We start from the raw sequence: 13908 nt of genomic DNA, 5'->3' as shown, positions 1-13908 counted from the left end.
TGACCTGCCTGGGTAAAAGACCAACGTGACATCACGGTAAAATGCATCGAACTCTCATCGCCTCACGAGACTCCGATACAGAACCAATGACTGTACGAGGCAACCCCTCGTCGAGGAGATGACATGGAATTGCCGAACCCGACTCTGGCTGGACTGTTTGATCAATTGGGACTGCCCTCGGATGAAGACGACATTACAAAGTTTGCCCAGGCCCACCAATTGCCTGACGACGTCAAACTGGTCGATGCCGATTTCTGGACAAGACAGCAGGCAGATTTTCTGAAAGAAGAGCTGCGCAGCGATGCAGAGTGGGCCCCTGTGGTGGACGAGTTGAACGCCCTGCTGCACAAGAGCCCTTGATTCGAAAAACCGATGACGCGTTCAGTCACCGGGCCTCACTGGGGATAGCCGGGCTGCCCGATATTGGGGTGAAGTATCCGGCCCCCCGGCTCAGGCGCATGCACGAACACTGCATCGCCCAGACTGCCCAGACTTCCAATGGCCGCCCCCCAGTGTGCCGAATGATGAATATAGCGCCAGCGCAGTACCTGCTCTTCATCGTCACTCAGTGAATACGGCTCGCCCCGCGCATAGTCGATCAGCTTGCGTGCGATCCCTTCAAGCTCTCCCGGCAACTGGAGATCCTGCGTCAAGGGAATGGGTTCGAACGGCACACCTTCGTCAAGCGCCAGCGCATGCATGACCCGCAGATGCACGCGAGACAAGTGACCAAAAACCTGCCTTCGCAAGCAGGCCGCCACCACCGCAGAACGCCCACCCAATGAAGAGCGGCTCGCTTTGTAGAACGTGTCGCAGGCCTGCACCTGCAGCATTGCCTGAGCATCCTGCGGGTCCAGCCAGCGCTCGGCATCGAGCTGTTGCAACTCTTCACGGGCTTGCAGCCAGGCACAGGTCGATGCAGTGGGATGGTCGGTGCAGCCATTGTCGATACGGGGTCGCGTCAACAGTACGCTTTCCTGCATTTGCGGCGGATACCCCCCTCCGATGTCCGAATGCACGCCGGGCAGCACAATCTCACGCGACCACACGGGTCTGATGCTATTGAGTGCAAAGTTGCGGCGCAGCTCGTCACGGGCCACCAGATGGAGGATTTGCTGAGCACAACCGGGGGGCAGATAAAGGTTCACCCGACCATTGGCGAAGTCGCTGACATTACCCAGATCCTTGAAACTGCCAATGGCCGCGACCGTATCGAAAAGACCGACGACCTTGATCCGTACGCTGTCGTTTGCCCAGCTGAAATCCTCGCTCAGGCGCACTTTTCTGCTGCGCAGCACGGGCTCAAGCATGCCTGTGGTTTTCTTGAGTATCTCATTGACAAAATGCCGGGCCGACGCGCCGCCGCGGCTGAAACCGAATACATCCAGTTCGAGGGCCGCGATCACACACCCGGGATTTTCATCGGTAAATGCCCGGCAACGTGCGTCCAGCTTCTTGAATGCCCGCTCGACCTTGGCCACGACGCCGGTAGGGCCCCTACCGAAGCTCTGCCCGGGCCACAACGAATCACGGCAACCCGACGTCGTTCCCGCACCGCTGACGTACACAGGCCAATACACTCTCAGGCCATGTCCATCGTTTGCCGCAACAGGCTGATGACGATACAGATCGACAAGCCTCGCAATATTACTGAGGTCGTTACTGTAACTACTGCCTGGATCAGCGTGACGCCCTGCACACTCTTTGATGTGGCGATCGCCATTGACTTCCATCAGCGCCTGACAATCAGCGCCAATGCGGCTATTGATGCGATTATTCCCCGTACCATCGAAGAAAAGACCTACACGAACGGTGACTCTTAACGCAGCAGCATCGGAGACCGAACACTTTTCTTTAACATCCCTTGTACTTTTCATTTTATTTCCGTCCTTGAATCGGCCCTGTATTAGCCGCTTTTAAATCAACAAATCATTACGTTGATTCAAGTAGCTTGCTCAGCGAGAGCAAACAGTCAAGTAACGGAGAAACTTTTCAGAAACTTCCTACGTATTAAACATGCGGTATTTAACCGATATAGCGTTGCCGCTCAGGATGAGTCGATAACTATATGTGTAAGCGTTTCCTGTTACAGACACAACAAGTGACTACTTCGCGACCGCACCTTCAGGCTTGTAGCCCAGCCGCAACCCGCCCCAATGCCGTCCCTTGATCAGGATCGGCACCGAAAGATCGTGCATCAGCTCGCCAGTGTCCCGGGTGTAGGTCTGTAGCAGGACCGGCTGCTGATGGCTGCCGCAACGAATACCCGTGCGATCATCGAATTTTCGCTTACTGCGATTGCGTGCGTTATCCACTGAAGGATCGCCAGTCAACGGCTGATTGAACGCAGCGTTGTGAGTCGGCACGTAGCCCTGCTGGGTGCAGGCAATCGCAAACACGAGGCCTTCGTGGCGCGACAACAACGGTTCCTGAACACCGGGCAGCACCTGATCGGTGTACCGGTCGAAGCGGGTATTGAAGCGCGTCGGTGAGGTGCCTGGAATAGGCTTGTACTGTCGATCAAACAGATCATCGAGGCTGACAGCGCCTCGATCAATGTCGGCTTCGAACTTCGCCGCGATCTGCTGCGCACCCTCACGAGCCAGGTCATAGATACGCTGGTGATAATCATCCAGGCCAACCTGCGCCAGACGCTGACTGATGGTCTCTGCCTGTCCTTCCATCTGTACCGCGGCCTTGGCCAAGTGCCGCGTCTGCTCATCGCTGACCGCAAGATCACTGCGCATGCGTTCGACCGCCACGAACAAACTGGCCAACTGGTCCTGATTGGTTTGCGCGCCGTGCGCGATTTCACCCACCTGGCTTTCCACCTCTACGGCCAGGCGCGCAATGCTTTCAAGGTGCTGCCCGGTGAGTTCGACCTGCTCGACACCGGCATCCAGATCGGTTGAAAGCTGACGTATTTGCCCCACGACCTGCGAGGTGCGCTGCTGGATATCGGCCACCATCTGCCCCACTTCCTGGGTCGCACTGGCGGTACGCCCGGCGAGGCCGCGCACCTCGTCGGCGACAACGGCAAAGCCTCGGCCGTGCTCGCCCGCCCGGGCCGCTTCGATCGCTGCGTTGAGCGCCAGCAGGTTGGTCTGGCTGGCGATGGACTGGATCACCATCGTCACACGTTGAATTTCTTCGCTGCGCTGGCTTAGCGCCTCGATCAGTTCGCGACTCTGCACAGCGCCCTGACTCAACCGGTGCATGCGCTGGATGGACTCGGTCAGTACGCCGCTTCCGGCATCGCTGCGTTGACGCGCCTGGCTGGCCGCAGACAATGCCTGCTGGCTCAACTGGGCGGTTTGTTGCTCGGTCGCGATCATGAGATCGGCGCTGCTGACCACCTGCTCGGCTGCGTCGAGTTGCGACTGAACCTTGCCCGCCAACTGGCGCACGGCAAACGCCACCTGCGCGGCGGACAGCGCATTGTGGCTGGTGGTGTGGGAGAGGTCGCGGGCCAAAAGCCCGATGGCGCTATCGGTCGATTGCGCGGCAGGTCGGGCAGTGCCTCTATGCAGCAGACGCGGTAGCCAGAGCAACAACAGGCCAGCGGGAATGGCGAAATAAAACGACAGGCCGGCAAAGGTCATTGCCGCCAACAGCACACACAGCACGACGCTCTGCAATGCGGGAACCCACAAGCGGACCGCTTCCAATGCGCTCTCGGACATGCTGCGTTACCCCTGTTGTGATTTGTCGTTATTCTCCTCATTAAACGCCAGAAAACAGCAATGTGCCATGAGCCTATGGTTGTAAGCAGGAATGAGCGTCATGGCAAATTTCAGGCATAACAAAACCGGGAGGCAATCTCTTGCCTCCCGGTCGCATTGCACCACAAGGGTCCTGTGAATCAGGCCTGGCGCTGGTGCTTGTCGATCTGCTCGTGGCGCTCTTGCGCTTCGATGCAATACTTGGTCGTCGGGCTGATCAGCAGGCGCTTGAGGCCGATAGGCTCGCCGCTGTCATCGCACCAGCCGAAGGTGTCTTCGGCAATGCGCGACAATGCCATTTCCAGCTGCGGAAGCATGCGCTGATCACGGTCAATAACATTGACCAGCCAGTGACGCTCTTCTTCAACAGAAGCAGCATCAGCAGGGTCGGCAGGCGTATCCAGGCTTTCGATGGCAATGCGGCTCTGCTCGATTCGCTCGTGGATTTCGACCTTCATGTTCTGCAACAGCTCGACGAAGAAAGCGTGCTGCTCGGCGTTCATGTAGTCATCGGCCGGCATGGCCAGCAACTTTTCCTTTGTCATTGATTTCTCTATAAAAAAACGTGCATTGAGGAGCGGCTCAACGTTGCCGTACAAGCGCCATGATCTCCAAGCGCCACCTGGCACTCAATTTACGAGGGGCGGCAGTCTAAGGCCGCCTCGCGCACTCGGCAACACAATTGAAGGTATTTTGGACAACAATTGCGCGTTAGCCCCTGAAAACCCGGCACCAAACCTGTATCGCGCTTGGCTGGATGAGGGTCTGACCGACGCAGACCCCATCGGTTCCAGCTTCCTTATCACGCACAAAAGGGCCTTGAAGGCCCTTGTGCGCATGGTTTGCTCCGGTGTCGCTCAGCGCTTGGTCTTGCGCTTGTTACGATATTGATCGATCACGACCGCCACCACAATGATCAGCCCCTTGATGATGTCCTGCACGTAGGCGTCAACACCGACAAAGGTAAACCCGCTGGCCATCACCCCCAGGATCAACGCACCAATGACGGTCCCGGTGATACGCCCTACTCCGCCGGCCAGACTGGTGCCGCCAATCACCGCTGCGGCAATGGCGTCCAGCTCGTAAGACATGCCCATGCCCGCTTGACCTGTGGCAGCCCGCGCCGAGGCGACAACGCCTGCAAGGCCGGCCAGCAGACCGGCGATGCTGTAGACAATCACTAGATGACGCTTGACGTTGATCCCGGACGTGCGGGCCGCCTGCATGTTGCCGCCGATGGCGTAAGTGTACTTACCATATTTGGTGTAGCGCAGCGCAATGTGGAAGATGACCGCTACCACCAGAAAGATGATCACCGGCATCGCGCCCTGACCGATAGCGGTGTAGGAATCCGAGAGCATGCTGACAGGCTGGCCTTCCGTGTAGAAGCGCGCCAGCCCACGGGCAGACACCATCATGCCGAGGGTAGCGATAAAAGGCGGAATACCGGTGATGGCGATGATACTGCCGTTGATGGCACCAGCCAGCAACCCGACACCCAGACCGACCACCACCGGTATCCACACGGGCAGATCGGTCAACGAAGGGAATACCGCACGCGAGAAATCCGACGTCTGCGCCAGGCTCGCGGCAATCATCGCCGACAAGGCCAGTACCGAGCCTGACGACAGATCGATACCCGTCGTGATGATCACCTGAGTCACGCCGATGGCCAGCAGGCCGATGATCGACACTTGCAGGATCATCAGCACCAGCCGTTGCGAGTTGAGCAAAAAGCTCTGGTCGCGAACGATCCAGCCAAACAGTTCGAAAATCAGCCCGATTCCGATCAGCACCAGAAAGATGCTTAATTCGGTCGGCAGGCGCCGCTTGCCTTTGGTCGGCGCCAGGGCCGGTTTGTTCTGCAGGATTGCGTTGCTCATGTTCTTTCCCTCTGGCTCTTGTTCTTTTTCTGGCGAGTTCTTATGGCAATCGTCCGGTCGTGCAAACTCAATGGGCCCGATGCCCGGACGCCAGATGCATGACCTTTTCCTGGGTCGCTTCGCTGCGCGGCAGGATGCCCATCATTTCACCCTCGTGCATGACCATGACCCGGTCGCTCATGCCCAGGACTTCGGGCAGCTCGGAGGAGATCATGATGACCGCCATGCCCTCACTGGCCAGGAAAGCAATCAGACGATAAATCTCGGCCTTGGCGCCGACGTCGATGCCGCGGGTAGGTTCGTCGAGAATCAGCACCCTGGGGTTGGTCATCAGCCAGCGGGCCAGCAAGGCCTTCTGCTGATTGCCGCCCGACAATGTGTCGATGCACTGTTCCAGCGACGGCGTCTTGACCCGCAACTTTTTGCACATGTCCTCACACAGCGCGCGCAGGGCCTTCTGCTTCACGAAGCCATTGCCGGCGTAATTGGCCAGCACCGCCATCTCCATGTTTTCCATCACAGACAGGCAGGGAAACAGCCCGGTGAGTTTGCGATCTTCTGTCAGCAGCGCAAACCCCAGCCCGATAGCCTGGTGCGGGTCGCCGATGCGCACGGCCGCGCCATCGAAGTGGATCTCGCCGCCGTCACTGGGCGTGATGCCGAACAGGGTTTCCGCGACGTTGGTCCGGCCCGAGCCCATCAGTCCGGCAATGCCCAGCACCTCTCCGGCATGCAGGTCGAAAGACACACCCTGAAAGATCCCGTTCAAGCGCAGGTCCCGTACCGAGAGCAGCAGATCACCCACCGGTTTTTCGCGCTCCGGAAACAGCTGGGTCACCTCACGGCCTACCATCATCGAAATCAGGCTGTCGCCGTCCATGCTCTCGGCACGCTGCAGGCCGATGTAGCAGCCATCACGAAACACGGCCACTTCGTCGGCAATCTCGAACACTTCGTTCATCTTGTGGGTGATGTAAATGATGCCTTTGCCTTGGGCGCGCAGGTCACCAATGATGGAGAACAGATGCGCAACTTCGGTCTCAGTGATCGCCGACGTCGGCTCGTCCATGATCAGTACATCGGAGTTGTAGGATACCGCCTTCGCAATCTCGACCATCTGCCGCTCGGCGATGCTCAGGTTGCCGACCAGCTCTTCCGGGTCCAGTTTTATACGCAGGCGTTCCAGCAACTGGGCGGTACAGCGGAACATTTCCCGGTGATCGATCATGTGCAAGCCGTTGAGCTGTTCGCGGCCGATCCAGATGTTTTCCGCGATGCTCATGAAGGGCATCAGGTTCAGCTCCTGATGGATCATGGCAATCCCTGACTGCAGGGCCGCAAGCGGCGTGTCAAAGGTGACTGGCTTGCCCTTCAGGCGGATTTCGCCTGCGTCGGGCTGATAGATACCGGCAATGATCTTCATGAGGGTGGATTTGCCGGCGCCATTCTCGCCCATCAGCGCCAACACGCTGCCGGGGCGGACCCGCAGTTGCACATCGTTGAGTGCAATGACGCCAGGGAAGCCTTTGCTGATGTTCGTGATTTCCAGCAAGTAAGGTGGCTGGGCATTCAGGGCGTCTTGACCTGCACTACCAGAAGAGGAATCGCGCTGAGCGGGCGGAGTGGCAGTAGCTGAACCGGACATGATGACAAGCTCCTTGAGCGACAGGGCCGGGACGCACTAGCCGCCCGGCCTGTCGGCTGTTCTTATTTGAAGGTGACCACGTTTTCAGGCGTGATCAGGCGGTACGGAATGACAATGGCCTGGGTCTCGAGTTTTTCCTTCCTGGCCATTTTGACGGCTGCATCGATAGCGCCGTTGGCCTGGCCTTTGGCATCCTGGTAAACCGAAACCGTCAGATCACCTCGGGTCACGGCGTTAAGCCCATCGGGTGTGCCATCGACGCCGGCGACGAATACCGTGCCTTGCTTGATACCGGCCTGCTTGAGCGCCATGGCTGCGCCGATCGCCATCTCGTCGTTATTGGCCATCACCGCGTTGAATGTTCTGCCCTGAGTGATCCAGTCATTGGTCAGGTCCATGCCTTTCTGCCGCGACCAGATACCGGTCTGCTCCTGATCGATCTTGATACCGGGGTATTTTTTCAGCACTTCCTTCACGCCGTCCGTACGGCCCTTGGTGGAGTTGTTGGCCAGATCGCCCAACAAAATCATCACGCTGCCCTTGCCGCCCATCTTCTCGGCGATGTACTGCATCTGCAGCCGACCTGCCTCGACGTCGTCGGAGGTGACCGTCGCGACACCCTCGGGCAGTTTGGGGTCATCGGGCCGACGGTTGACATACACCAGGGGAATACCGGCAGCCACGGCGATCTTGGTGATTCTGGCCGTTGCGGCGGTGTCTACCGGGTTCACGATCAGGGCATCGACTTTTTTGCCAATCAGTTCCTGGACCTGATCGAGCTGTTTGTTCACGTCTGCACGGGCATCGACGAACTGCAGCGACACGCCATCGGGCATGGTCTTGGCTTTGGCGCTCATGTCTTCACGCAGGTAGGTCAGCCAGGTGTCATCGAACTGCGACATGGCCACGCCCACCTTGAGATCGGCCAGGGCAGCGCCACTGCCAAGCATCAGGGCCAGTGTCAGAGCAGTGAAGCGAATCGGGGTCTTCATGAAAGTCTGTCTCCAAATTCTTGTTGTTGTTCGGACTTGGTAACGACGTAGCCTTGAAGCGGTCCAGCAAGCGGTCTATCGCGGCAGGCGAACGCCGGTCGCGCCAGGCATGCAGAACAGCAGCGCATCCTTGTGATGCACGCACATGCCGCGAGCGACGAGGGTGAGGAACCGCTCCATGAGCCGGATCCAGAATGCAGGGGGTGCAGAACGCTCGGCGGGTACGCCAGAGGCGCAGGTGAGGGTTTTCATCGACAGTACCTATCTTGTTTTGTTTTTGTTGAATTGCTACCTGTGATGTTCAGACGTGTCTGACAGCAAAGGTGATTCGATAGTCGGTAACCTGAAAACGACTCTATTGGAAAATATTTTCCAATTCAACTGAATTTAGAATTTATTCTGTTTTTTTTATTTTGTCAGGCTGAAAATGTCAGAAAGCCCGACGTCCTGATGGGCGTCGGGCTGTCCGAATGCGTCTATTCATCCACTCAAAACGTTACAGAAGCACGACGCGCCCCTCGCGGGCACTCAGACGCGCGGCGTCCATCACCGTTGCAGATGCCACAGCGTCATGTGGATTCACCGGAACACTGCCCTGCCCGTCAACCGCGTCCTTTAGCTGGCGATAGAACGCCAGCCAACAGCCACGCTCCGAAGGCACACGCTCGCGATGATCGCCCTGCTCGAACCAGCCCCAGCGGCGATGTTCTTCCACGCCCCAGCGCTCGCCTTCGGACCGCGGCGTCAAACCGGCAAATGCAGCCTCCTCCTGGCCGTCCAGCCCATCGACGCTGTAACAACCCAGCGAGCCGCTGACCCTGAAACGCGGTTTGGGGGTGTTCTGTAGACAACTGCCGGACAGGTGCGATACCACGCCATTGGCATGGGTCAGCGCCACAAAAAAGGTATGGTCCAGCTCGTCGTCCGGTGTTGCAAACTGCAGCTCGGCATAAACCCGTTCCACCGGCCCGAACAGCACCAGCGCCTGATCCACCAGATGACTGCCCAGATCACGCAACACACCGCCGCCACTGGCCTTGCCCACAGAGCGCGGCGAGTAGCGTTCAATGCTGGATTCAAAGCGGCTGATCGAGCCCAGCACCTGGTTGTCGATCAGCTTGCGCACGGTCAGAAAATCCGAGTCCCAGCGCCGGTTCTGATAAACGCTGAGCAGTACGCCTCGTCGCTCGGCAGCCTCGACCAGCTCGCGCGCCTGGGCCGCGTCGTTGGCAAAGGGCTTGTCGCTGACCACGCCGACCCCCAGCTCGATGGCTTCCAGTATCAGGGCACGGCGCGACGCCAGGGGCGTGGAAATCACCACCACATCGACGCCGGCTGACACCAGTTGCGCCAGCGTGTCGAACGTCGGCACCCCGGGATGATCGTGGCTTACCTGCTGCTTGCGTTCGGGCGACCGGGTCACTACACCGACAAACGTCGCGCCGGGCAAACTTGAAATCAGCGTCGCATGGAAGTAACGCCCTCCCTTGCCGTAGCCCACCAATCCTGCTCGCATGGCTTTCTCCTGTACTCGTTGAACGTAACGCGCCCCAGGTGCAGGCGCGTTACTGCGACTTTATGGGTCAGCCGTAAAACGCAGGGCGCAGCTCCAGATTGATCGGCACAATCGCACCACTGCCTTGCGCTTCGACACAGGCGTCGGCGGCGACAGCGGCGCAGTAACCGTCCCAGGCCGAAGGCCCGGTGAGTGTGCCAGCAGCCACGCCGTCAATGAAAGCCTGCAGCTCGACGTCATAAGCAGCAATGAAACGATCCTTCCAGTCCATCAGAATGGCGTTCGACAGCTTGGCGTCGCTGCGCAACTGCACTTGCGATGGCTCAGGCAGTTTGGCAATGCCCGTCTCGCCGACCACTTCGCACTGAATGTCGTAACCATACTGGCAATTGACGAAGACCTCGACGTCGATGCGTGTCCCCCGCGCGGTTTCCAGCATGACGATCTGAGGGTCGCGCAGATGCGCCAGCGCCTTGCTGGTCTTGCGCGGAAAAACCACTTGCACCGAGACGTAGTCGTCATTGAGCAGCCAGCGCAGCACGTCGAGTTCGTGGATCAGCGTGTCGGTGATCGCCATGTCGGTCTTGTAGTTCTCGCCGACCCGCGGGTTGCGATGCGCACAGTGCAACATCAACGGCTCGCCGATCTGACCACTGTCGATCACCGCCTTGAGGGCGCGATAGCCGTGGTCGTAAGGCCGCATGAAACCGACCTGCACCAGGCGCCTGCCGCCTGCAATCTCCGCTTCGACGATGTGTCGGCAACCCGCAGCGGTCACGGCCAGCGGTTTTTCACAAAACACGGGCTTGCCCGCTGCGATCGCGGCCAGCACGTACTCTTCGTGGGTTGCGCCCCAGGAGCAGACCAGCACCGCTTCCACGTCGGGCGCGGCGATCAGTGCGTGGCCATCGGCATACACCTCGGCGCTGAGGCCCAGGTCGCTGACTACTTTCGCAGCCTGTTCCAGATTGATATCGGTAACGGCCACCACCTGACTGCCGATCAAGGCTTTGCTGCAACGCCGGATATGATCCTGACCGATTGCGCCTGTACCGATCACACCTAGTTTCAAAGTCATTTCACTGTCCTGTCTGAATGATTGTTTTTGTTGGAAGACGCTCTGCAAAAACGCGAGTGATCAATACTGGCGAGCCTTGGCCAGTTGCTGGTTGAGTTTTTCGTACACCTGGGCCGTGGTGCCGGTGGTCGACACTTCGGCCACGCCGACCCGCCACCACGACAGGTAGTTGTGAATCATGGTCTTGGGCAGGACCTTGATATCGATCAGGGTCGAGACGGTCTGTCGCTGCGCATCCACCAGCGCGTCGTGCAACTGTTCGGCGGTACTGACCTTATAAGTCTTGCAACCATAGGCCGCTGCGCTCATGGCGAAATCCACCGGCACGAAGTCGCCATTGAGCTGGCCAGTCTGCTCATTGCGGAAGCGGAACTCGGTGCCGAAGCTGTTCATGCCGTGTCCCATCTGCAGGTTGTTGATGCAGCCAAACGTCATGTTGTCGAGCAGCACGATGTTGATCTTGCGCCGCTCCTGAATCGAGGTGGCCAGCTCGGAATGCAACATCATGTAGGAGCCGTCCCCCACCAGCGCGAAGACCTCCCGATGCGGCTGGGCCAGCTTCACGCCCAGCGCAGCGTTGACTTCGTAGCCCATGCAGGAATAGCCGTATTCGACGTGGTAGGTGTCGACGCCCGTGCTGCGCCAGGCGCGCTGCAGGTCGCCCGGCAGGCTACCCGCAGCGGCAACGATCACCGCATCAGCGGGCAGGCTGTGATTGAGAATGCCCAGCACCCGACTCTGAGTGAGACACGAACCGGTCAGCTCGATGAACTCGCGCAACACGGCCGGATCCATGTGGTCGTTGATTTCAGGAACGAAATCCTCGTGCTGGTATTGGACGGCATAAACGCGATCAACTTCGGCCTCCAGTTCGGCTTTGGCCGCCGTGGGCGCATCGCCCCAGGCGGCCCGGTAATCAAGGGTTTGCAGTTGCCCGGTCAATGCCAGCAAAGCGACCTGGGCGTCCGCCAACACCTGCACGCCGTCCAGCTTCTGTACATCGAAGGCGCCGACATTGAGGTTAAGGAACTGCACGTCCGGGTTCTGGAACAGCCACTTGGACGCGGTGGTGAAGTCGCTGTAACGCGTGCCGACGCCGATAATCAGGTCCGCTTCCTCTGCCAGCCGATTGGCCGCAACCGTGCCTGTCTCGCCAATGCCGCCCATGTTCAATGGATGCGCCGACACAATGGCACTCTTGCCCGCCTGGGTTTCGGCGAAGGGAATGCCGAAGCGTTCGGCGAACGACTGTAAAGCCTGCGCCGCGCCGGAATAGCGCACGCCACCGCCGCAGATCAGCAGCGGTTTGCGTTTGCCCACCAGCAATGCCAGCGCGTCGTCGAGCATCGCCTTGCTGGGCGGTCGACGGTCAATCCGGTGCACGCGTTTCTGCAGGAAGCTGTCCGGGTAATCCCAGGCTTCAGCCTGCACATCCTGGGGCAGCGACAGCGTGACAGCGCCGGTATCGGCCGGGTCGGTCAGCACGCGCATCGCATTGATCGCCGCGCTCATCAACTGCTCGGGACGGTTGATGCGGTCCCAGTATTTGCTCACAGCCTTGAACGCGTCGTTGGTGCTGATGCTCAGGTCGTGGAACTGTTCGATCTGTTGCAGCACCGGGTCCGGCTGGCGGCTGGCATAGACATCGCCCGGCAGCAGCAGCAACGGAATGCGGTTGGCCGATGCAGTGGCCGCTGCCGTGATCATGTTCGCCGCCCCCGGTCCAACCGACGAAGTACACGCGTAGATCTTGCGACGCAGATGCTGCTTGGCAAAACCGATGGCCGCGTGGCACATGCCCTGTTCGTTGCGGCCCTGATGAACGACCAGCTCGCCGCTGTCCTGCTCCAGTGCCTGACCCAGGCCCAGGACATTGCCGTGACCAAAGATGGTGAATACGCCAGCGACAAATTTGCTCTGCACCCCATCGACTTCGACGTACTGGTTATCGAGAAACTTCACCAGAGCCTGAGCCATGGTCAGTCGGGTAGTACTCATGCTCGCACCTTGTTGTTGTTTGAGGTGGAAGGTGTTGTCAGCCCTGCTGAGGCCAGGCTCCGCGCGTTTCGGCCTTGTCTCTGGCACGCAGCTTGTGCGCAGAAAACACAAGACTTCGCGAGCAAGCTCGCTCCCACGACTTCTTGTCTGCTGCGAGACCGCGTTGTGTCAGCGATAAACAGGCAACCCACGCCGAGTGTTTGTATGTCGCCGCACGTCAACCAACGCCATCTCATCCCGCCGCCACGGCGCGGGACAGGTGGTCCATGCTCGCCGACATGGCCTGCGAAATATCATCCAGCGCATGCACGCTCTCGGCAAACGGCTCGAACGACAGGTAGCCGGTATAACCGCCACCCAGCAGACGCTCAATCTGAGCAGCGTTGCCGAGAATGTCAGCGTCGCCCACCAGCACCCGGTGCCCGTCGCGGATGCTGTTAAGCGGTGCCTCTGCATCTTCGACGCCGGAGATATGCACCAGCCCGGTCAGCTCAGGAAACACTTCGACCTCGCCCGCCAGATGGTGATGGAAGGTGTCGTGAACCAGACGAAACACGTCCAGAGCCCCGACGCCTTTGATAGCCTCGACCGCCTGACGCTTGAGACGCAACGAGCACTCCTCAAAACCCAGCGGTTCGACGAAGCCCAGCAGACCGTGTTCACGCAGGATCGGTGCCAGTGCGCTCAACGCCGTACGCAAAGCAGCAGCGCGCTGGGCGGCTGTGCGTGAATCCTCGCGGTCGTTGAGCGGGCACAGGACCAGACCTTCTGCCCCGCACTCACGGGCGTACTGGGAAAGCTTCGTCGCCTGAGCACAACGCTCGTCGTTCCAGACATCGAACGGGTACAACGCATTGATCGACAGAACCCGCACGCCTTTGGCAGCGCACTGCTCGCGGACCACCTGCGGCGGCGTACCGTCCTCGATCTCGATTCCTTTCAGGTCGTTGCGAATCTCGATGGCATCCGTTCCCAGGCTCACGGCAAGGTCCAGGAAATCAGCCAGTGACAGGCGCGGTGCGACCATTCGGTTGAGGGCAAAACGCAGGGTTTGGCTCATTGTTTTTATTCTCC

Annotated in this window: 11 protein-coding genes; 1 reads left to right on the top strand and 10 read right to left on the bottom strand. The window is 59.3% G+C overall.

Going from position 1 to position 13908, the window contains the following annotated elements; all coding sequences use genetic code 11:
- Positions 1 to 123 precede the first annotated feature (123 nt).
- Positions 124 to 360, top strand: coding sequence for a DUF2789 domain-containing protein (locus BUB69_RS10060; protein WP_024695611.1), 237 nt, complete (start codon positions 124 to 126; stop codon positions 358 to 360).
- Between the two features lie 35 nt (positions 361 to 395).
- Here the strand turns inward: BUB69_RS10060 and BUB69_RS10055 are convergent, their stop codons facing one another.
- The 10 genes from BUB69_RS10055 to BUB69_RS10010 all read right to left on the bottom strand — a co-directional run bounded on the left by BUB69_RS10055 (position 396) and on the right by BUB69_RS10010 (position 13894).
- Complete coding sequence (locus BUB69_RS10055; RefSeq protein ID WP_073165465.1) at positions 396 to 1877, bottom strand: T6SS phospholipase effector Tle1-like catalytic domain-containing protein; 1482 nt, start codon at positions 1875 to 1877, stop codon at positions 396 to 398.
- Positions 1878 to 2105: 228 nt separating this feature from the next.
- Positions 2106 to 3335, bottom strand: coding sequence for a methyl-accepting chemotaxis protein (locus tag BUB69_RS10050; protein WP_425439361.1), 1230 nt, complete (start codon positions 3333 to 3335; stop codon positions 2106 to 2108).
- A gap of 527 nt (positions 3336 to 3862) precedes the next feature.
- On the bottom strand, positions 3863 to 4267 hold the full coding sequence (locus BUB69_RS10045) for a TraR/DksA family transcriptional regulator (RefSeq protein WP_004883780.1): 405 nt from the start codon (positions 4265 to 4267) through the stop codon (positions 3863 to 3865).
- 312 nt (positions 4268 to 4579) lie between these two features.
- On the bottom strand, positions 4580 to 5605 hold the full coding sequence (locus BUB69_RS10040) for an ABC transporter permease (protein ID WP_073165458.1): 1026 nt from the start codon (positions 5603 to 5605) through the stop codon (positions 4580 to 4582).
- Between the two features lie 67 nt (positions 5606 to 5672).
- Positions 5673 to 7250 carry a sugar ABC transporter ATP-binding protein gene (locus tag BUB69_RS10035; RefSeq protein ID WP_073165455.1) on the bottom strand — a complete coding sequence of 526 codons (1578 nt, stop codon included), beginning with the start codon at positions 7248 to 7250 and terminating at the stop codon, positions 5673 to 5675.
- A gap of 62 nt (positions 7251 to 7312) precedes the next feature.
- Positions 7313 to 8242, bottom strand: a complete 930-nt coding sequence (locus tag BUB69_RS10030) for a sugar ABC transporter substrate-binding protein (RefSeq protein WP_073165451.1) — start codon at positions 8240 to 8242, stop codon at positions 7313 to 7315.
- Between the two features lie 496 nt (positions 8243 to 8738).
- On the bottom strand, positions 8739 to 9758 hold the full coding sequence (locus tag BUB69_RS10025) for a Gfo/Idh/MocA family protein (protein ID WP_073165448.1): 1020 nt from the start codon (positions 9756 to 9758) through the stop codon (positions 8739 to 8741).
- Positions 9759 to 9825: 67 nt separating this feature from the next.
- The gene (iolG, locus tag BUB69_RS10020) at positions 9826 to 10836 is read right to left on the bottom strand and encodes a bifunctional inositol 2-dehydrogenase/D-chiro-inositol 1-dehydrogenase (RefSeq protein WP_073165445.1); all 1011 of its coding nucleotides are present in this window, start codon (positions 10834 to 10836) and stop codon (positions 9826 to 9828) included.
- 60 nt (positions 10837 to 10896) lie between these two features.
- A complete protein-coding gene (gene iolD / locus BUB69_RS10015; protein ID WP_073165441.1) occupies positions 10897 to 12834 on the bottom strand; it encodes a 3D-(3,5/4)-trihydroxycyclohexane-1,2-dione acylhydrolase (decyclizing) in 1938 nt (645 codons plus the stop codon).
- A 232-nt stretch (positions 12835 to 13066) separates the two neighbouring features.
- Positions 13067 to 13894 (bottom strand): TIM barrel protein, encoded by an 828-nt coding sequence (locus BUB69_RS10010; RefSeq protein WP_073165438.1) that lies wholly within the window; start codon positions 13892 to 13894, stop codon positions 13067 to 13069.
- Positions 13895 to 13908: the final 14 nt, after the last annotated feature.

It is taken from the genome of Pseudomonas asturiensis (assembly GCF_900143095.1).
GTDB lineage: Bacteria > Pseudomonadota > Gammaproteobacteria > Pseudomonadales > Pseudomonadaceae > Aquipseudomonas > Aquipseudomonas asturiensis.
The sequence above is the reverse complement of the archived record's forward strand: the minus strand, read 5'-3'. Positions and strand labels throughout refer to the sequence as shown.

Excerpts from the sequence above, each read along its gene's own strand:
- BUB69_RS10060 (WP_024695611.1), top strand. The coding sequence starts at position 124 with ATGGAATTGCCGAACCCGACTCTGGCTGGACTGTTTGATCAATTGGGA.
- BUB69_RS10055 (WP_073165465.1), bottom strand. The coding sequence starts at position 1,877 with ATGAAAAGTACAAGGGATGTTAAAGAAAAGTGTTCGGTCTCCGATGCT.
- BUB69_RS10050 (WP_425439361.1), bottom strand. The coding sequence starts at position 3,335 with ATGATCGCGACCGAGCAACAAACCGCCCAGTTGAGCCAGCAGGCATTG.
- BUB69_RS10045 (WP_004883780.1), bottom strand. The coding sequence starts at position 4,267 with ATGACAAAGGAAAAGTTGCTGGCCATGCCGGCCGATGACTACATGAAC.
- BUB69_RS10040 (WP_073165458.1), bottom strand. The coding sequence starts at position 5,605 with ATGAGCAACGCAATCCTGCAGAACAAACCGGCCCTGGCGCCGACCAAA.
- BUB69_RS10035 (WP_073165455.1), bottom strand. The coding sequence starts at position 7,250 with ATGTCCGGTTCAGCTACTGCCACTCCGCCCGCTCAGCGCGATTCCTCT.
- BUB69_RS10030 (WP_073165451.1), bottom strand. The coding sequence starts at position 8,242 with ATGAAGACCCCGATTCGCTTCACTGCTCTGACACTGGCCCTGATGCTT.
- BUB69_RS10025 (WP_073165448.1), bottom strand. The coding sequence starts at position 9,758 with ATGCGAGCAGGATTGGTGGGCTACGGCAAGGGAGGGCGTTACTTCCAT.
- iolG (WP_073165445.1), bottom strand. The coding sequence starts at position 10,836 with ATGACTTTGAAACTAGGTGTGATCGGTACAGGCGCAATCGGTCAGGAT.
- iolD (WP_073165441.1), bottom strand. The coding sequence starts at position 12,834 with ATGAGTACTACCCGACTGACCATGGCTCAGGCTCTGGTGAAGTTTCTC.
- BUB69_RS10010 (WP_073165438.1), bottom strand. The coding sequence starts at position 13,894 with ATGAGCCAAACCCTGCGTTTTGCCCTCAACCGAATGGTCGCACCGCGC.